Here is a 19,289-nt window from a genome sequence, read left to right on the forward strand (position 1 = left end):
CGGCTAATTCTGCCAGAGAAAAGGAAAAGACAGCCTTACCCAAGAGCTGTATTGAAAAAAGCGGCGAAATATCCTTCACGCTCTAGAGATAAGAACGCCACTCGCTCTTAAGCGAGTGGCGTTAGGCAAATGCCGGGCTTTCTTTAGGTTCAGCTAACTGGATTAGAAGGTGTACTTAACACCAACTTTCAGGTACCAAACAGATTGATTTTGCTGCCAAGTTGGAGAAGTATCTAAGCCGTTAGTCAATGGGCTATACACAATCTGTCCATCAGCATTAACTGAATAATTGATAAACTGTTTGGAGTAGCCATTGGTTTCAACTTGTCCCCAATCTTTATTTAACATATTCAGGAAATTCTGTACCGTAAGATAAATCTGACCTTTATTACCTTTAAAGAAACCAGGGATCTCTTGAGATATCGATATATCCATGGTGTTCACCCAAGGACTGGTACCAGCATTCTTATCAGCATAACCACCAGCGTATTTACCTAGACCAGCTGGATCGATGTAATCCTTTTTGAACTGCTCATAAGAAAAGTCATCAGCATATGATACATTTGGATCATCTGCTCCAGTTGGAATATAAGGCAGGTACGCATAGTACGAATAGTACTGTAGATAGCTCTCATCACCCAAAGCGCTCCCAGGAGGAGACATAGCCCAGGTAAAGTTCTGGCCTGAACGACGTTCGAAATAGGCATTGAAACGAGTATCATAGCCACTGAAGAACTGGTGGGTGTAACCCAGTGTCACCTTGAAACTATGTTTGATTTCGTAGTAACTGGTGCCTACATAATCATCATTACGGTTAACAACATAGTTATAACCATAATTAGAAGATGCTGTTGACGAAGTAGCAGGATTGCCTTCATCAACATTTTGATGGGTATAAGACATAGTCAGAGACAGCCCATTTTCCCAATTCTTACTCAAGCTGGTACTCAGAATGGTTGATTTGCCATCTTTATCAGCATTGGTCAGCATCAAGTCATAGTGATCCGCACTCGTTGGATCTACGGGTTCATATATAATACGACCGTCTGATGTGCGATCACCACTATCCTTACGATTCAGATCAACCCAAGTTGCATCATCTTGGTTTTTCGCATGAATGACTTCACCATGCCAAACATAACCATCGCCTAGATTAGGAATATCAAAGGTATAATCGAAACCTACGCTGAAACGCCAGATGGAGGGTATTTTGAAGTTAGGATCGATTGGATCTACTTCACCATCACCAGGTTGCAGTGAATTCTTCACTGCGTCCGGTACATTATGAATATCAACATTAGTTAGATAATCAGTATTATCTAAACTACTGCTACTGAAATTAACCAACGTAACACCATCATTGCTGAAAGCATTTGACAGCCAGACATTTGGTTTACCACCACTGTAACGACCAACGCCACCTCTAACAGTCAGAGCATCAGTTGCATACCAAGTCAAACCTAAGCGTGGCAACCAGATATCTTTTCCATCTAAATTTTCTTGGTTCGAGAAGCCATAACGATCAAAGAATGTTTCGTTATATGCAGGCTTATCCTGTGAGAAATAACGCTCATAGCGCACACCATAAGCTAAATCAATGGTATCTGTTAATTTCCAATCATCTTGTAGGTACAGGGCATTTGTGCCGATTACAAAGTTAGCTGCCGCATCATTTACATCTCCAGTGTATGCATTTGAATAATCCAAACGGAACGCATTACCAGCAAGATAATCATCAATGCTATTGAAGTACCATACACCCAAAGAGTTCCTAGCGTACAAATTAAAGATATCCAAACGTTCAAAATTCCAACCAGCGGTCAACTTGTGGTCGCCTAGTAGGTACTCTGCTGAAAAATCTATATTCCAGGTTTTAGTCTCAAGTTCGTTCGCCTGACGAGCGTAATCAGGACCAAAGTACAGTGCATCGCGGTCCTTGTTAGCATAATCTTGGAAAATACGGACTTCACCAATCGCTTTGCTAGGAGGATTTTGACCAGTTGTTACATCTTTATAACTTACAGCCAGTTCTGTTGAAAGGTCAGAAGTCCAGTCTGAGTACCAGTGGAGCGCATAACTTTCCATATCTTGAGTATTATCATACCAGTTAGTAGACGCTCGAAGAGTGCTCTTACTACTGGTTGTATTACGTAACTTGTTACCTTCTGTTTTTTGATAAGTAAAAGACAGGCGGTTATCGTCATTAACGTTCCAGTCAATTTTAGCAAGATATTTCTTATCTTCTACGGTCGGGCTGGCATTCCAGTCACCAATATCAAACCCATAGGTTTCGTTTGTATAGTCACGGATTTGCTGGTATTCAGACTCAGTCCAATATGTTTCATTCGGAGCCCCAGAACCAGCAGGGCCGTAATCAGCAGCTTCAGGTTTGGAATACTTTTCGTAGTTGACGAAAAAGAACAGTTTATCTTTGATCAGCGGACCACCGACGTTAAAGCCATAGGTCTTACTATCTACTCCGGTGACATCTGACTCGGCTCCAGTTTGAGGATTTTTTGCCTTACCTGTCCATGAATCATTAGTCTTTTCATAAAAAGCACCGCCGTGAAACTCATTGGTACCAGACTTAGTAACCGCATTAATGCGAGCACCACTGAAACCACCATAACGAGCATCAAATGGGTTAGTTTCAATAGATACCTGTTCAATGGCGTCCATGGAGATAGGAGAACGTTGTGTTGGATAACCGTTAGAGTTCAGACCGAAATCATCGTTAATCCCAACACCATCAACACTGATACTGTTAAACTTAGGATTCTGACCCGCGACCGTAAGTGGCGAATCGTCACCGCCTAAACTACTAGCAAGAGGATTTTGACGAACAATATCTTTTAAATCTCTATTAAAAGAAGGAGAGTTCTTAATTGCATCCTCACCAAACACACTGGCACTACCTGAGTTTGATGAGTAGGATATCTGACTGCCGGTAACAGTGATGCGTTCTACGTTCTGCTGATTAGCAGTAAGCTGTTCGTTGAAACGGTAAGTCTGACCCAACTGCAGGAAGATATCTTCTTTCACTGCGTCTTGATAAGTGTCAGAGTCAATAATCACTTCATAAGGACCACCTACACGCAAGCCTGACGCGCTGAAGGCACCGGCATCGTTGGTAGTGACTTCAGTAACGGTACCTGAAGGTTGGTGAATAAGAGTGATTTTGGTGTTTGGCGCTGGTTTGCCATCTGGTCCGGTGATAGTACCACGCATAGAAGATGTGGTATCAGCAGCATAGGCCATTGAAGACGCACCGAGAGCCAATGCCATAGCGAGGGCCAGACGGCTTTTGGTAAATCCCTGAATCATCATTAGATCCCCTGAGTTTTTTTATTTGATGTTCGTTGTCGAAACAGTTAAGTTCGTAACTAAACCGCTGGACCGCAAAAAACTGGTCCAACGAGCGCGTTTTATAGCACAAAAACGTTACACTTTTGTTTAACACACCCTCACTAAACACACAATTGTTTCTTTTTTGAGCGGCAAAATAACGTTACGCCTATTCTTGGATAAAAATTTCACACGAAGCAAAGATGATTTATCGTCATTATCAAACGTGGCGAAATATCTGTCTGTTTTGTTTAATTTTTACGATAGGAACTGCGATGGCTGTGGCGTTGGGCTCCCTCAGAGTAGCAACATTTAATGTCAGTATGGAAGGCGGAAACTATCAGACTGACTGTCAGAAAGTGCCGTCGTCTGGCACGCTGAATAATTTGTTACAAAATGATGACAATCCACAGATCCGCAATATCGCCGAGATCCTACAGCGGGTGCGTCCAGATATTATATTGCTCAATGAATTTGACTATATCGCCGATCCCAAACAGGGGGTTGAAGCTTTCTTAAACCGGTACCTGCATCAATCGCAACAGGGGGCAAGCGCTATTGACTATCCCTATTACTATGTCGCGCCGGTGAATAGTGGCGAACCATCGCCATATGATTTGGACCACGATGGTGTTGCATCCGGTAAAGGCGGTGACGCCTGGGGTTTTGGCTGGTATCCCGGCCAATATGGCATGGTGCTGCTATCGCGTTTTCCGATAGATACCGCCAACGTCCGTACATTTCGGCAACTGAAATGGTCAGCAATGCCAGGGGCATTGAGACCGGTTGACCCAATGACTGACAAAAGCTGGTATAGCGATGAACAGTGGCAGGCATTGCGTTTATCTTCCAAATCCCACTGGGACATTCCTGTGAAGATAAATGGTGAGTGGCTGCATATACTGGCGTCACATCCAACGCCCCCGGTATTTGATGGCCCCGAACACCGCAATCGGCAGCGCAACCACGACGAGATCCGCTTATGGGCCGACTACCTAAGTGGTGGTGATAACGCCGTTTATCTTGTCGATGATGCTGGGCTTCAAGGTGGACTGCCGCCCAATGTGCGGTTTGTGCTGTTGGGTGACATGAATTCCGCGCCAGAACAGACTGCGGAGCAAGGTGCTGCGGTGCGTCAGTTGTTGGAGCATCCCCGCGTTAATGGCAGTTTTGAACCAGTCAGTCTTGGCGGCGCAGAACACGCGCCCAATATTGCGGCAGCCAAAGCCTTTACCGCGTCTTGGAAGTTACGAGCAGATTACGTACTGCCATCAAAGGCCGGATTTAGCATAAACGGTGGTGGTGTGTTTTGGCCCACAAAACGTGAACCGCTATATCGTCTAGTGGCAAGCCGCAGTGCCTCATCAGACCATCGTTTGGTATGGCTTGATTTGCAACTGCAGCCGCTGTAGCTGTAGGGTCTCTTTGCTGTCGGTGGCGACAAGAAATAACCCCGAGTATCAACGACTGCGGGGTTACTTTATCAGGACTTGTTAGCCGATCCGAGACAAGCACTCACTGGCCGTTCCACGGTTTCAAACTGTCATTACGCAGCTGCGCTTTCTGCTCTTCGCTCAACTGGTAATAACCTTTTCCGAGACCTGGCTCCCAATCACCATAGGACGGATTTGGCAGCAGAATGAAACGGTGGCCAAACTCCTGCTGGTGCGCATCGGCAATCGCATTACGTTCGGTATTCAGTTGATGATAAGTATGCAACTCGGGGAAATCATTCAGATTATCGCCCAACAATAGCACTACCTTGTAGCCCTCGGCTTCAATAGATTGCAAACGTGGCGCTTTGTCTGAGGTTTCTTTTTTAAGCCGCAGTGTTACGTTACTGACATTGGGGAACCCCGCCTTGATCAGATTGGCTTTGGTCGCTTCAAAGGTTCTGTCGGAGCGGTTTGACACGTAAAACATGGTGCCACCCTGCTTAGTAACGTAATTAGCAAAAGCCACCGCCCCAGGCAACGCAGGGGTCTGCACTGCATTTACCCAGTTATTCCAACTAACGGTTTCATAGGATTTATGTTGCTGGATTTGCCAAGCGGCATAAGGGGAGTTGTCCAGCATCGTCTCGTCCAAGTCCACCATCACCGCCAGTTTGCCTTGGTGTTTGGCTTTAGCCAGGTCAAAGGCCATCATGGCAGTGTTATAGGCTTGGTAACACAATGCGCGATATTCACCGGCATTTTGCATCCACAAAACAGCCTGAGTATTCTGCACGGCCAAATCTGTCGTTTGTGGGGCAGTTTTAGCCAATGAAGTGGCCGCAACAAAAACCAGCGGCAATAGGGAGATCAATGCTTTCATCGTTTCCTCTGTGTTATCGAGACTAAGTCATTAAGGGTTTAACGCTGGCAGCAAGGGCGTAATGCTACCATCGATGGGATGGGTGATCGGCAATCCGAGAATATGAGCCACCAACGGATAGACACTGACGTTATCAAACGCTGGCAACCTTACCCCTTGTTTGAATGCTGGGCCTTCTGCCACAAACAGCGCCCCCATATCTTTGATATAGCTGTAACCATGGTTGCCACCGCCGTGACGTTCCGCCAGTGGTTTTTCGGTAAAATAACTCGGGGCATCGACTTCCAGAATAATATCGGCCACCCGCGGGCTACCAGTGTAGTGACGGGCTTGGAGATACTCATCAGTCAACACCCGATAATGCCCAGCAGCCACTTTAGACAACTGTTGTCTTAACACCGCCACCTGTTGCGCACTGGTTGCAGGCTTGGCATAAATTAACAACCGAGTAGAGGCATTCACCACTTGGAACTGGGCTTCATCAATGTGCAGTTCGCGGTAATCAAACGCCTTTTTATTATCAATAGCCGTCATCCCATGATCTGCTAGAACAATAAGATTCACCGGATAATCCAAAGTTTGGATCCCCGCACGCAGGCGACCGATCATGGCATCGACTTTCGCAACCGCTTGTGCAACTTGCGCTGAGTCCGGTCCAAAGTCATGCCCCTCGGTATCCACCAGCGAAAAGTACCCGGCAACAAAGTGCGGCCGAGTAGTGGCTGGCATTTTCAGCCAGTCGATAATCTGGTCAATCCGCGCTTCGTAATTTGCGGCCTTTGAATAGTGGTAATAGTAAGATGGCGTCATGCCGTTGATGCGGGCATCCGATTCCGGCCAGAAATAAGTAGCGGCTTTTACACCATTGATTTCAGCCAGATTCCATAAAGGAATACCGGATAACCAAGTAGAATCATCTTTGCCCATGCCCATCTTGTAACATTGCTGCCGCTCTTTATCACAAAAGCGGTTGTCAACAATGCCGTGATGTACCGGGTATAGACCGGTAATTAACGTCAAGTGATTGGGAAACGTTTTAGTGGGATAGGCAGGACGCAACTGCTCGGCACGTACACCATTGTTTGCAATTGCTTGCAGATTGGTGGCGTGGTATTTCTCAATATAGTCCCAGCGAAAGCCATCTAGGGACATCATCACCACTGTTGGTCGCGGCGAAAGCGGAGCCGCGGCAATCACGGATTGAGTGAGAGACAGCAGCACTACAGACAATATGCCCCATAAGGACAGACGACATTTATTCATATTGATTAACTGATTATCAGAACAATAGGTCATTTAGGGCGAACAGTATAACCGTAAATCATGACAGAAATGAGCCATTTATTTGTCAAAAAACATGTCTATGTCTGCAAGAAGGCCGAACTCACAGCAAGGCAGAACCTAGGCTTTTCACACCCAGCGCTAAATTGAAGCGTTAAATTGAGGACACCTTATCGATGATTTCTGCAACAAAAAACCGGTGATCGACGAGGATGACCACCGGTTATATCACCAATAAAAGCTTAGAAGCGGTAATTAAAACTCAGGGTAAAGTTACGGGGAGTACCGTAGTGATACACGCTGTATGCCGCAGATGAAGCCGACATATAGGCGTAGTATTTTTCATCAAACAGATTATCCAAATTCAGCTGCAGATCCATGTTGTCCGCCAAGCTGTAACGCGCCATCAAGTTCACCAAAGCATAGGCATCCTGCTTTATCAACACGCCGCCCCCCTCTGAGTAACTATCACTCTGCCAGTTAACCCCACCGCCCACTGTCAGCTGCGGCAGATGGTCAACAAACTGATAGGTGGTAAACAGTTTGAATTGCTTTTCTGGACTGGTGGTGGCCACCCGCTTACCTTCAGCATCTTCGGCTTTGAACTGAGAATAACCGGCGGAAATGTTCCAGCCAGCCACAGGTTCGCCCACAACTTCAACCTCAAAGCCTTTACTTTCTGTACCTTGCGCGGCCTTGTAGTAGGTCACTGGATTACCGTCAATGACCACGGTTCCGGCGGCTGTGGCTAAGTTATCCTGATCAATCTTGAACAACGCCAGCGTGGTATGCAGACGATCCTGCAAGTAAGAACTCTTTAGCCCCACTTCATAGGCTTTGCCTTCCAGTGGATCGAGATAACTGCCGTTAGCATCTTGGTAGTTTTGTGGATTAAAAATTTCGGTGTAACTAGCGTAAATACGATGCTGCGCAGTAACGTCATAGAGTGCACCGATATAGGGCACAAACACGCCATCGTCACCAAAGTTGGTGTCGGTGCCATAGCTGACCCCTTCTCGATCCCAACTGGAGATACGTCCGCCGCCAATCACTTTAAAATCATCGGTAATTGTTAAACGGGTGGCTGCATAAAAACCTTTCTGCTCGGTATCCATATTGAGCTGGCGATTAGCAGTCGTTGACCATTCCGGCTCAGCAAACTGCTGGCTTTGCCATTCATAGAAGTTATCGACGGGTTTAGCATCATATCCCGTCATATTGTCACGGAGGGGCTCATAGGTGTCAGCGTAGGATTTCTGCTTGCTGTAAAGTGCCCCGGTAACAAACTCATGATCACGACCAAACAACTGATAGTCGCCTTTTAGCTGCACATCAAAGTTATTGGAATTACTCTCACCGTGGCTATGGTAACGCTGACCACTGAGCCCAGTACCTGTCGCTTCATCCAGCAGGCCAGACATATAGATCATCTTGGTGGTGGTTTCATACTCCATGCGGTTATAGTTCGCCACCAATTGCCATCCATTGCTAAATGCATGGTTAATATTGGCAAAATAGTTGATGTTGGTCGTTTCCCAACGACTCCAGTCAGCAGCGGTTGTGGCAGAAACGTCCCAGTCGGTAGCTTTCCCGTCGCTGAATACGGCGGGTAAAGCACCCCACATAGCGCCTTCAGGATTGTTGTTATTGTAACTAGCACCTACGCGTAACAGGGTGCTGTCGGTAATATCGGTATCAACCACACCATAGAGAATAGTTTTACGATCCTGATAAAGATCTTGGTATGAATCACTATTGACGTACTTAGCAACCAAGCGGCCACGCACACTGCCACTATCGTTTAGACCATCAGACACATCAGCCGTCAGTTGTTTCTTACTCCAACTGCCAGTTGCAACATCAAAGTAGCCAGTAAGGTTTGTGCTGTCGGCGTGTTTACGCACCAGGTTGATCGATGCGGAAGGATCGCCTGCCCCAGTCAATAATCCAGTAGCACCACGAACCACCTCTACCCGCTCATAAAGTGCCACATCCGATACGGTTTCACCGGCATCAGCCCCCAGACTCCAAGACAGAGGGACACCGTCAATCTGGTAATTTTGTACCGCAAACCCCCGCGACATAAAGCCGTTACGGACGTTATCAGTTTTGGATGAAGACAGGCCGACAGTGTTGTTAACCACATCCACCACAGTATTGAGTGCCTGATCTTGGATGCGTTCAGCCGTCATGATAGTGACTGACTGCGGTGTTTCCAGCAGAGACAACCCCAGTCCGGTAGCCGTGTCGATGGTATTACTGACGGTATACTTCCCTGTCACCGTAATTTTTTCTATGTCTTTATTACTGGCATCATCATCAGCCAGCGCTGTAGCCGAATAACCAACAAAGACCACTGTTATGGCTGCTGCCAGCGGTGACAAAGGCAAGTGTTTATATGCCACGGTATTTCAACCTCGCAATTAACATTAAACAAATTGATAATAATTCTTATTTATATTCACATATTAACAATGTTGATTGCGAGAAAAAGTTGCTATTTTTTAGCCGAGATCAAATTTGTGGGTTTAATTGACCATTAATTAATCAAGATTGGTCGTCTGGGGCGGGAAACAGATTAGACACCGGAGTCGAAGTAAGTGCGGCACCCGATACCGCTTCATCTAGCAAACGATGTTGCATCATCCTCATTTGACATGGGGATTGACTCAATGCCTGCGGTGTCACTCCTCGGCTTTTCATGGTAGGTTGCACTATCAATGCGCGATTGGCTGAAAAGGATATTCAATGCAGTTTACCGTACACGTTACTTTTCGTATCGGCAGTCGTTGCCGTAGCCGCCATTACCAGACCGAGATAAGTGCTAAACGCGGTATTTATAAGTGGCTAGAGAAAAACCAGCATCAGCCGGATATCAGCGCCAGTTACTTTTCGCCAGAATCTGGGCACCTGTCATTTCAGCAACTTGAACAACTCAGTGAATTTGCGCCCAAGCCAGTAGACAATTTCTATTTGTCTCGCGCTTGGTTGGATCTGCGTCACGAAGTGCTTAGCAGCCGCGAACACCGCTGCAATCTGTGCCATCGCAGCGTTGCCGAACACGGTATTGCGCTGGAGGTAGATCATATTCTGCCGCGTTCTCGATATCCTGAATTAGCATTAGATATCAATAATCTGCAAATCCTCTGCTACGAGTGTAATCGCGGTAAACGCGATAAGTGAGCAGCCTCCGCAACATTGCGACCAATAGGCTATTTTCATTTAATTTTCAGAATCACTGGTTATAAAGGCCGCTTGCCTTGACGCCACCGCCGGGCTAATTGTTGCATTTTTAACCTTTTGCGGGTTGTTACAAAAAGGTTGCTGCAGATGTTTACGCTTTTCCTTAGCATGCGTCTGTAGCTTAGCGTTGACTGCCGCTGCGGCAGCTCAATAGGCGTCATCCGATACTCAGTAACTATAACGACAAGGATAATCATGGCATCGACCTCCACCGGAAGCTGGCCGCGCCAGATCCCCTTTATTATTGCCAGTGAAGCCTGTGAGCGCTTCAGTTTTTATGGCATGCGCAACATTCTTACCCCATTTTTAATGACGGCGCTGTTGCTGTCGGTGCCCGAAGAATTGCGGCAAGGGGAAGCTAAAGATGTGTTTCATTCATTTGTGATTGGCGTGTATTTCTTCCCATTATTGGGTGGTTGGATCGCTGACCGCTTTTTTGGCAAATATCATACAATTCTGTGGCTCAGCATCGTTTATGTGATTGGTCATGCGTTTCTAGCGATGTTTGAAACCAGCAAAACCGGCTTTTATTCTGGGCTGTTTTTGATAGCCCTTGGCTCTGGCGGCATCAAGCCGTTGGTGTCGTCATTCATGGGCGATCAGTTCGATCAAAGCAACAAGTCGTTGGCACAAAAAGCCTTCGACATGTTTTATTTCACTATCAACTTCGGTTCCTTTTTCGCCTCACTCTCAATGCCGCTGATCCTCAAATTCTTTGGGCCAGCAGTAGCATTTGGTATCCCCGGCGTGCTGATGTTTATCGCAACGGTGTTTTTCTGGTATGGCCGTAAACGCTACGTGCATATTGAACCCAATGCCCACGACCCACACGGCTTTTTACCTGTGGTCAAAAGTGCAATATTGACGCCGATGCCGGGACAAGCGAATAAAGGCTTATGGCTTAGTATCACAGGCATCTTGCTAGCGCTGTTTGCACTCAGTCAATTCCCATCATTGGGGGTGGTGACCAGTTTGTGCTTGGCCTTGGTATTAGTCATGGGCTTTGTCGGAGTCGGGGCTTCAATGCAGTTGCAACGTGCCTTAAGCCGACATCCGAGTGAAGCAGTTGACGGGGTCAAATCGGTGTTTCGCATCCTGATCCTGTTCGCGTTGGTTACACCTTTCTGGTCGTTGTTTGATCAGAAAGCCTCTACCTGGATCCTGCAGGCGAACCATATGGCAAAACCCGAATGGTTTGAGCCCGCCATGATGCAAGCGCTGAACCCACTACTGGTAATGTTGCTGATCCCATTCAACAATTTTGTGTTGTATCCAGCTTTGCAACGCGCTGGGGTAACACTGACAGCCCTTAGAAAAATGGGGGCCGGGATTGCCTTCTCTGGCCTGTCTTGGATTGTCATTGGCAGCCTCCAGTTAATCATGGATGGCGGCAGTGTCATCTCCATCACTTGGCAAGTATTACCGTATGCGTTATTGACCTTTGGTGAGGTGCTGGTATCGGCAACCGGGCTGGAGTTTGCCTACAGTCAGGCACCGAAATCCATGAAGGGTAGCATCATGAGTTTCTGGACACTGTCAGTCACCGTCGGCAACTTATGGGTATTGCTGGCCAATGCCAGCGTGAAAAGCGAATCAGTCACCAATAAGATTGCCGCAACTGGCATCAGCGTTACCGCCTTCCAGATGTTCTTTTTTGCGGGCTTTGCCCTGCTGGCGGCATTGGTTTTTGCTTTGTATGCCCGTTCCTACACCATGCAGGATCATTATCGCAGCGTAAGTGAGAGTCACTAAGCGCGCCACTGAGTCTGGAGTTACTCTAACCAATAAAAAAGTCAGCAATGCTGACTTTTTTATTGGTGTTTTAAGCGACTTATGCCTGTATAAAATCAGCCATAACCGCCGCAATCGCTAGCCCATCATTAGGTTGCTGATAACTGGCAAGCGCTTGCTGTACTTTTTGTTCCCCAATATCTCCGTTGCGTTTCTGCAATAAGGCTTTGCCATATTCCGGCGAAAACTCGGGATGCCCTTGAAATGCCAATACCAATTTGCCGATATGAAAGGCAGCTATCGGACAGAAATCATTACTCGCCAGCAGCGTAGCGCCTTCCGGTAACTGAGTCACTTGATCACGATGACTACAGATCAATCGGAAATCCGCATCGGCAGTGCGCAACCACTGCGGTTGACTGCGCCACTGATAATCCATCACACCAACGCCCCAACCGTTAACCGCTCGCTGCGCCCTACCACCCAACGCATGCGCCAACAGTTGGTGTCCAAAACAGATCCCCAGTAACTTTTGCCCAGCGGCATAGCGTTGTCGTAAATATGCTGACAAGGTATTAATCCATGGCAAGTCACTGAAAGCATCGGCTTTGGAACCTGTGATCAACATGGCATCAAACGCTTCCGGTTGCGGCGGATAGCAGCCATCTATCACACTGAAAATTTCACTTTCCAACGCAATACCAGCATTGGCAAACAGCTGCTGAAACATTCTGCCATAGCCCTGGTACTGCGCTAAAAATTCCGGGTGTAGCACGTCTGTTTGCAGTATCGCGAGTTTCACTTTTTACCCCTTAATCTATTCATCAAGACTATCATTATTATATTAATCAAACTGTTGCATAGTAGCTGCCGACGTCACCTGCGGCACACGTTGCGTTACCACACCGTTTTCATCTTGCCACCGTCAATAGCTAACGTCACGCCTGTGATATAGCTGGCTGCGGGTGACAACAAAAATGCCGCGGCATTGGCAAATTCCTGCGGCTCTCCATAACGGCGCATAGGCAATTCCGCCTCCTGTTGCTGTTTCACCGCGTCAGCGGAGATATTCAGCACTTGCGCCCGTTTCACATTCAGCCCTTTCAAACGGTCGGTGTTGATAAGGCCAGGCATCAGGTTATTGAAACGGATGTTGTCGGCAGCATATTGCTGCGACAGACTTTTCAGTAAGGAGGTTACGCCGGAGCGCATGACATTGGATAACAACAGAATATCTATCGGTTCTTTAACTGATGACGAGGTGACCGCTACTACAGAACCGCTCCCGAGGGATTGCATTGACGGTAACACACCACGAATTAACCGCACCGCACTCATTAGGGTTAACTCAAAAGCTGCCTGCCAGTCGGCATCACTGAACTGTTGAAACTGCCCCGGCGGAGGCCCGCCAGCATTCACCACCAGCCCATAGATAGGGCCGAAATCCGTCAGAGTGGCTTGTACCCAGGCATCGATACTGTCGGCAGATTTGGCATCAAAACAGTAGCCCTGTACCCGAGCACCCGTCTGCTCGGCAATCTGTTCGGCAGCGGTGGTAATGGCGGCGGGATCGCGGCTGGCAATCGACACATTGGCGCCTTCGCGGGCGCATTGCAACGCAATCGCGTAACCAATGCCCTTGCTGGCAGCCGCCACCATTACGGTTTTCCCCTGCAGCTGTAAATCCATAATCAGCATCTCCTGTTATTGGTTTTCAAAAACAGTAACACCTGCAACGCCGTGAGTCATGTAGCGTGATGAGCAAAATCATTAAACCAATAGCTAGTGGTGTGATAGCTATCCAGCAAAAAGCCGGGGCCATCGGCTCCCGGCTGTTTTCTAGTGCTAAGCTCGCGCTCAAACAATCTCGACCAACACTTCGCCAGGGTTGATGCGGTCACCCTTTTTCACATGGACAGCCTTTACCTCACCCGCAATTGGTGCGGTCACTTCAGACTCCATCTTCATCGCTTCGGTGACCAGTAACGCCTGACCGGCAGTCACTTTATCCCCGACTTTCACCAGAACATCCACAATATTGCCCGGCATAGCGGTGGTAACATCCCCAGGCGCGCGGGCCTGTTTACGCTTGCTACTATCCGCCACCAATTCGTTTAACGGTTCAAACACCACTTCTTCTGGAAAGCCATCAATAGACATGTAGAAATGCCGCTTGTTAGCACTTTTGATACCGACGCCGGTGATATCGATATGATAGGTCTCACCATGCACATCAATGACAAACTCGGTGGGAACCCCTTCTTTCTGTGGCATAGCGGCAGAAGCAGCACTGGCAATCGGCAGCAGCGGTTCTGGTTCCAGCGTCCCGGCGGCACGTTCACTGAGGAACTTGCGACCAATTTCCGGGAACATAGCAAAGGTCAGCACGTCTTCTTCTGATGTCGCCAAGGCACCAATATCGGCGCGCAACGCCTGCAGTTCCGGTTGCAACAAATCCGCAGGACGCACATCGATGATCTCTTCCTTGCCAATGGCCCGCTGTTGCAGCTCGCGGTTGATCTGGCTTGGCGCTTTACCGTAACGTCCTTGCAGATACAGTTTGACTTCATTGGTGATGGTCTTGTAACGCTCACCAGCCAGTACGTTAAACACCGCCTGGGTACCAACAATCTGCGAGGTTGGCGTCACCAGCGGCGGGAAGCCTAAGTCTTCACGCACTTTGGGGATCTCGGCAAACACTTCGTTGATGCGATCCAGCGCCCCCTGTTCTTTCAGCTGGTTTGCCAGATTCGACATCATGCCACCCGGCACCTGATTCACCTGTACCCGAGTATCAACACCGGTGTAGTCGCTCTCAAACTGATGATACTTTTTACGAACTTCGTAGAAATAACTACTGATTTCCTGCAACTGCACCAAGTCCAACCCCGTGTCATACTGGGTGCCGCGCAATGCTGCCACCATCGATTCGGTACCTGGATGACTAGTGCCCCATGCCATACTGCCGATAGCGGTATCAATGTTATCAGCGCCGTTTTCAATGGCTTTTAGCTGACACATGGTCGCCACCCCGGCGGTGTCGTGGGAATGCACAAATACCGGCAAATCAACATTGTCTTTTAGCGCTTTGACCAGTTCGCCGGTAGCATAGGGTGTCAACAGACCTGCCATATCTTTCACGGCGATAGAATCGATGCCAAGCGCGACCATTTCCCGTGCCTGTTGCACAAACTTCTCAGTGGTGTGTACCGGACTGGTGGTGTAACAGATAGTGCCCTGCGCATGTTTGCCCGCCAGTTTTACCGCTTCAATCGCAGTTTTCAGGTTCCGCACATCATTCATGGCGTCAAATACCCGGAATACGTCGATGCCATTGTCGGCGGAGTGTTTTACAAAGGCTGCCACCACGTCGTCGCTGTAATGACGATAGCCCAGCAAGTTCTGCCCCCGCAGCAGCATCTGTAACCGGGTATTAGGCAAGGCTTTACGCAACTGCCGCAAGCGTTCCCAGGGATCTTCCTTCAGAAAGCGCAGACAAGCGTCAAAGGTGGCACCGCCCCACACTTCTAACGACCAAAAACCCACCTTATCCAGCTTGGGGCAGATAGGCAGCATGTCTTCAGTTCGCATCCGGGTCGCCAGTAAAGACTGGTGGGCATCGCGCAGCGCAGTTTCGGTAACAGTGATTCTCTTGCTCATGTGTTCATCTTCCTGAGCTGGCGCTAAGTGGCCAGCAATCATCAGTTATAAGCCGGCATTCGCCGCAATGGCGGCGGCAATCGCCAACGCCAGTTGTTCTGGACGACGTTTTTCTGAGTAATCCAGCAGCTCTGGATGAGTCTCAACAAAACTAGTGTTGAACTGGCCGGTTCGAAATTCTGGATTACGTAAAATTTGCTGGTAATACGGCGCGGTGGTTTTTACCCCCTGCACCCGCATGTCATCTAGCGCCCGCAGGCTACGATCCAACGCGTCTTCCCAGTTCAACGCCCAGACCACCAACTTCAGGCACATGGAATCGTAATACGGTGGAATGACATAACCGGTGTAAATTGCCGTATCGGTACGCACACCGGGACCACCGGGCGCGTAGTAACGGGTAATACGGCCAAATGATGGAAAGAAATTGTTCTTTGGGTCTTCCGCATTGATGCGAAACTGCAACGCAAAACCGCGGTGGCGAATATCTTCCTGTTTCACCGACAATGGCTGGCCGGATGCAATGCGGATCTGCTCCCGCACAATATCAATACCGGTGATCTGCTCGGTGATGGTATGTTCCACCTGCACCCGGGTATTCATCTCCATAAAGTAAATTTCATCACCAGACAGCAAGAATTCCACTGTCCCGGCATTTTCGTAATTCACTGCTTGCGCCGCTCGCACCGCCATCTTGCCAATATAAGCGCGCTGTTCTGGTGTTAACTGGGTACTGGGGGCAATCTCAATCAGTTTCTGATTGCGACGTTGGATAGAGCAGTCACGCTCAAACAGGTGCACTGTGCTACCAAAATTGTCGGCCAAAATCTGCGCTTCAATATGCTTGGGATTGATAATGCACTTTTCCAGAAACACTTCCGCAGAGCCAAAGGCTTTAGTGGCTTCGGAGATAACTCTTGGGAACTGCTGAGTGAGTTCCTCTGGATTATTGCAGCGGCGAATACCACGACCACCGCCGCCGGAAGTGGCTTTAAGCATTACCGGATAACCGATACGCTCTGCCTCACGCAGCGCTTCAGCCAGATCTTGTAGATTGCCTTCGGTTCCCGGCGTACAAGGCACGCCCGCCGCCATCATGGTACGCCGCGCCTCAGTCTTATCACCCATACGACGGATAATATCGGCGCTGGGGCCAACAAACTTCACACCACGCAGGGCGCACAACTCTGCCAGTTCAGGATTTTCCGATAAAAACCCATACCCCGGATGCAATGCATCGCAACCCGTTTCAAGCGCCAAGCTCACCAGTCGTTGCGGACTCAGGTAACCGGCCAATGGGTCATCCCCGAGACTGTATGCCTCATCGGCCCGCTTTACGTGCAGTGCATGGCGATCGGCATCAGAATACACCGCCACCGAACGGATGCCCATTTCGGCACAGGCACGGATAATGCGCACCGCGATTTCACCGCGGTTGGCGATGAGAATTTTTTTGATCACAGAAAGTAACCTCTTTGTTACTAAATTGGATGATCCTAAGAGGAATTAAGCTACTTCTATTTCAAAAATAATTAAAATTAATATTTATTTTGTCTATCATAAGTAATTATTTATACATCAGGAGAGACTTGTGCAAAATTCCTACATGCGCATTACCCTGAGGCAGTTATTAGTGTTTCGCACTGTATGCGAGCAATTGTCATACAGTCGCGCCGCCGAACTGTTAGCGTTAACCCAACCGGCCGTGAGTCTGCAAATTCGGCAACTAGAAGAGTTGCTGGAGGAACCGTTGTTTGATTATGTTGGCAAAAAGCTCTATCTCACCGAAGCAGCGGAATATTTGCTGAAAACAGCACACGATGTATTTCAACGGTTGGATGTGCTGGATATGCAATTGTCAGAGCTGCGCGGTACGTTGAAAGGCGAGTTGCGCATTGCGGCAGAATCCAGCGCCAAGTATTTGTTGCCGCATCTATTGGCAGCATTTCAGCAACGTCACCCCGATATTCATCCGATTCTAAACGTGTTTAATCGGGCGCAATTGATCCGTCGTCTCAACGAAAACCGTGATGATTTAGTGATCATGACCGAAGTACCAGATGAAATGGCACTGGAATTTATGCCATTTCTCAACAACCCAATAGTAGCGATTGTGCCAGCAGGACATCCGCTCGCCACCCTACCGGCACCAGTACCGCTAAAATCGTTGCAGCAATACACGCTAGTACGCCGCGAAAACGGCTCCGGCACACGACGGGCCTGCGAGGCCTTTTTTGCCCAGAAACATATCCATTTTGATAACGTGGTGGAATTCAATTCCCACGAAGCGCAACGAGAAGGCGTCAGTGCCGGACTCGGAATTGCCTTTTTACCTCGTTACTGCGTATATCGTGAGTTACGCGATGGTTCATTACTGGAACTCCCCATCAAAGAACTGCCAATAGTTCGCAGTTGGTGCTTGGTGCATCCCCGTAGCCGCCAGTTATCGCCGGTAGCCCAGGCATTTGAGAATTTTATTCTGCAAGAGCGGCAGTTGATCTCTACTATTGCCGCCAAATTTGAGAGTGTGCGGACGCCAGCGTAACACTCGTACAGCGGTGCAGCATTGAGGACAGTAAACCTACAATTTACCAGTGACGAATCAAAGCCTAACGTCAATGAACTAACATTGGTATGTGTGCGGCAGTACCACAACACTTTGGTAGTGAGTGACGATTCACCCAGTACTGAAACTCTTACCGAGACCTAGGTAAAAATTACATGTCAATCGATATTGCTCACTTATAATATTTTTATGAATAGATTAAAAATAATTTAAAATCATACATATAATAAAACAAACACAAGATTGGCACCAAGTTAGCAATGTATCATTCACTACTAGACAAACCTTACAAATGACACATTCAGTCATGAGAAGGGTTAATACTTGGCAAGGAGATTGATATGTTAGGTTGGGCATTGGTATTTCTGGTTGTTGCCATTATTGCAGGGTTGTTCGGGTTTACTGGAATTGCAGGCACTGCCGCAGGTATTGCAAAAATTATTTTCTTTATATTTATTGTGTTACTTGTGATTTCACTGCTGCTTAATGTTCTCAAGGGCAGGTCACCGCGACCTTAGTTACTATCAACATTCTGCGACTATTTATCTTAATTACCGGCACCGGCATTAATGCTGATCTTAATTTTATTAGCCCGGTAACCAAGCCGTAAAGCCGAGGAAACGATGACCCAAAAGGGTAACAACGCCATCGAAGATAGCCTTGGAGTCGAAGAAGACTTCAAGGCTAAAGCTCCATATTGCTAAGTAAGTTTTCTTTGTCAAATACACCAATGACTGCATTAACCTTAGTTCTGCGCGCTAGTTCTGCACATTAGCCCTTCACGTTCAACCACTGATTTTGTCAACCCTGACCGTAGTTAATGGCTATTAACGACTCTGAGTTTCTATGCGTGTTACGTCAAAGGCAGAAATTCCCGCCTTTGCTTTTGAACAATAAACACACTGTTTGTGCCTGCTATCCGCGGTTACCAAAGAGAGACGAGTCCTCAGCACTCGCTCGATTACACCTCGCCTGATAAACTGTTACTTTCACATGTGCTAATACAGTTTATCATTGTTTATTGGAGCTCCCATGCGCCCACTTATCCGGTTATTTTTCTTCGTGTTACGCCGTCTGCTCATGCCCTTTATGCTGCTGTATGCCGCGCTGTCCAAACCTAAACCCGTGAGTCGTGATGCCGTAGCAC

The 19,289-nt window shown here is 47.9% G+C and carries 13 protein-coding genes; 5 read left to right on the plus strand and 8 right to left on the minus strand.

The features are described 5' to 3' along the window. Window positions 1-162: 162 nt before the first annotated feature. Window positions 163-3,327, minus strand: coding sequence for a TonB-dependent receptor (locus IE064_RS17420; protein WP_229800143.1), 3,165 nt, complete (start codon window positions 3,325-3,327; stop codon window positions 163-165). Between the two features lie 293 nt (window positions 3,328-3,620). Here IE064_RS17420 and IE064_RS17425 point away from each other — a divergent pair, with 293 nt between their 5' ends. Then, window positions 3,621-4,757 carry an endonuclease/exonuclease/phosphatase family protein gene (locus IE064_RS17425; RefSeq protein ID WP_189618953.1) on the plus strand — a complete coding sequence of 379 codons (1,137 nt, stop codon included), beginning with the start codon at window positions 3,621-3,623 and terminating at the stop codon, window positions 4,755-4,757. A gap of 103 nt (window positions 4,758-4,860) precedes the next feature. Here the strand turns inward: IE064_RS17425 and IE064_RS17430 are convergent, their stop codons facing one another. The 3 genes from IE064_RS17430 to IE064_RS17440 form a co-directional block, all read right to left on the minus strand. Further along, window positions 4,861-5,661 carry a 5'-nucleotidase, lipoprotein e(P4) family gene (locus IE064_RS17430; protein WP_189618954.1) on the minus strand — a complete coding sequence of 267 codons (801 nt, stop codon included), beginning with the start codon at window positions 5,659-5,661 and terminating at the stop codon, window positions 4,861-4,863. 30 nt (window positions 5,662-5,691) lie between these two features. Further along, a complete protein-coding gene (locus IE064_RS17435) occupies window positions 5,692-6,924 on the minus strand; it encodes an alkaline phosphatase family protein (RefSeq protein ID WP_189618955.1) in 1,233 nt (410 codons plus the stop codon). A gap of 260 nt (window positions 6,925-7,184) precedes the next feature. After that, the gene (locus IE064_RS17440) at window positions 7,185-9,299 is read right to left on the minus strand and encodes a TonB-dependent siderophore receptor (RefSeq protein WP_229800144.1); all 2,115 of its coding nucleotides are present in this window, start codon (window positions 9,297-9,299) and stop codon (window positions 7,185-7,187) included. A gap of 391 nt (window positions 9,300-9,690) precedes the next feature. Here IE064_RS17440 and IE064_RS17445 point away from each other — a divergent pair, with 391 nt between their 5' ends. Both IE064_RS17445 and IE064_RS17450 read left to right on the plus strand, forming a co-directional pair. After that, on the plus strand, window positions 9,691-10,125 hold the full coding sequence (locus IE064_RS17445) for an HNH endonuclease (protein ID WP_189618956.1): 435 nt from the start codon (window positions 9,691-9,693) through the stop codon (window positions 10,123-10,125). 255 nt (window positions 10,126-10,380) lie between these two features. Then, a complete protein-coding gene (locus IE064_RS17450) occupies window positions 10,381-11,937 on the plus strand; it encodes a POT-type proton-dependent oligopeptide transporter (RefSeq protein WP_189618957.1) in 1,557 nt (518 codons plus the stop codon). Between the two features lie 79 nt (window positions 11,938-12,016). Here IE064_RS17450 and IE064_RS17455 read toward each other — a convergent pair whose 3' ends face one another. From IE064_RS17455 to IE064_RS17470, 4 genes are all read right to left on the minus strand, one after another. Continuing rightward, window positions 12,017-12,718, minus strand: a complete 702-nt coding sequence (locus tag IE064_RS17455; RefSeq protein WP_189618958.1) for an amidotransferase — start codon at window positions 12,716-12,718, stop codon at window positions 12,017-12,019. A gap of 95 nt (window positions 12,719-12,813) precedes the next feature. Next, window positions 12,814-13,605: an SDR family oxidoreductase gene (locus IE064_RS17460; RefSeq protein ID WP_189618959.1), complete on the minus strand. Its 792-nt coding sequence runs from the start codon at window positions 13,603-13,605 to the stop codon at window positions 12,814-12,816. Between the two features lie 168 nt (window positions 13,606-13,773). Then, window positions 13,774-15,576, minus strand: a complete 1,803-nt coding sequence (oadA, locus tag IE064_RS17465; protein ID WP_189618960.1) for a sodium-extruding oxaloacetate decarboxylase subunit alpha — start codon at window positions 15,574-15,576, stop codon at window positions 13,774-13,776. Window positions 15,577-15,621: 45 nt separating this feature from the next. After that, on the minus strand, window positions 15,622-17,037 hold the full coding sequence (locus IE064_RS17470; RefSeq protein ID WP_133039327.1) for an acetyl-CoA carboxylase biotin carboxylase subunit: 1,416 nt from the start codon (window positions 17,035-17,037) through the stop codon (window positions 15,622-15,624). Window positions 17,038-17,167: 130 nt separating this feature from the next. On the opposite strand from IE064_RS17470, the gene IE064_RS17475 reads away from it, so the two are divergent. After that, complete coding sequence (locus IE064_RS17475) at window positions 17,168-18,121, plus strand: LysR substrate-binding domain-containing protein (protein WP_189618961.1); 954 nt, start codon at window positions 17,168-17,170, stop codon at window positions 18,119-18,121. Between the two features lie 362 nt (window positions 18,122-18,483). After that, the gene (locus IE064_RS17480) at window positions 18,484-18,660 is read left to right on the plus strand and encodes a DUF1328 domain-containing protein (RefSeq protein WP_133039329.1); all 177 of its coding nucleotides are present in this window, start codon (window positions 18,484-18,486) and stop codon (window positions 18,658-18,660) included. Window positions 18,661-19,289 lie beyond the last annotated feature (629 nt).

It is taken from the genome of Shewanella fodinae (assembly GCF_014651955.1).
GTDB lineage: Bacteria > Pseudomonadota > Gammaproteobacteria > Enterobacterales > Shewanellaceae > Shewanella > Shewanella fodinae.

What these genes read in the sequence shown, in the direction of transcription:
- oadA (WP_189618960.1), bottom strand. Translation starts at nt 15,576, where the DNA reads ATGAGCAAGAGAATCACTGTTACCGAAACTGCGCTGCGCGATGCCCAC.
- IE064_RS17425 (WP_189618953.1), top strand. Translation starts at nt 3,621, where the DNA reads ATGGCTGTGGCGTTGGGCTCCCTCAGAGTAGCAACATTTAATGTCAGT.
- IE064_RS17460 (WP_189618959.1), bottom strand. Translation starts at nt 13,605, where the DNA reads ATGGATTTACAGCTGCAGGGGAAAACCGTAATGGTGGCGGCTGCCAGC.
- IE064_RS17435 (WP_189618955.1), bottom strand. Translation starts at nt 6,924, where the DNA reads ATGAATAAATGTCGTCTGTCCTTATGGGGCATATTGTCTGTAGTGCTG.
- IE064_RS17445 (WP_189618956.1), top strand. Translation starts at nt 9,691, where the DNA reads ATGCAGTTTACCGTACACGTTACTTTTCGTATCGGCAGTCGTTGCCGT.
- IE064_RS17480 (WP_133039329.1), top strand. Translation starts at nt 18,484, where the DNA reads ATGTTAGGTTGGGCATTGGTATTTCTGGTTGTTGCCATTATTGCAGGG.
- IE064_RS17450 (WP_189618957.1), top strand. Translation starts at nt 10,381, where the DNA reads ATGGCATCGACCTCCACCGGAAGCTGGCCGCGCCAGATCCCCTTTATT.
- IE064_RS17420 (WP_229800143.1), bottom strand. Translation starts at nt 3,327, where the DNA reads ATGATGATTCAGGGATTTACCAAAAGCCGTCTGGCCCTCGCTATGGCA.
- IE064_RS17430 (WP_189618954.1), bottom strand. Translation starts at nt 5,661, where the DNA reads ATGAAAGCATTGATCTCCCTATTGCCGCTGGTTTTTGTTGCGGCCACT.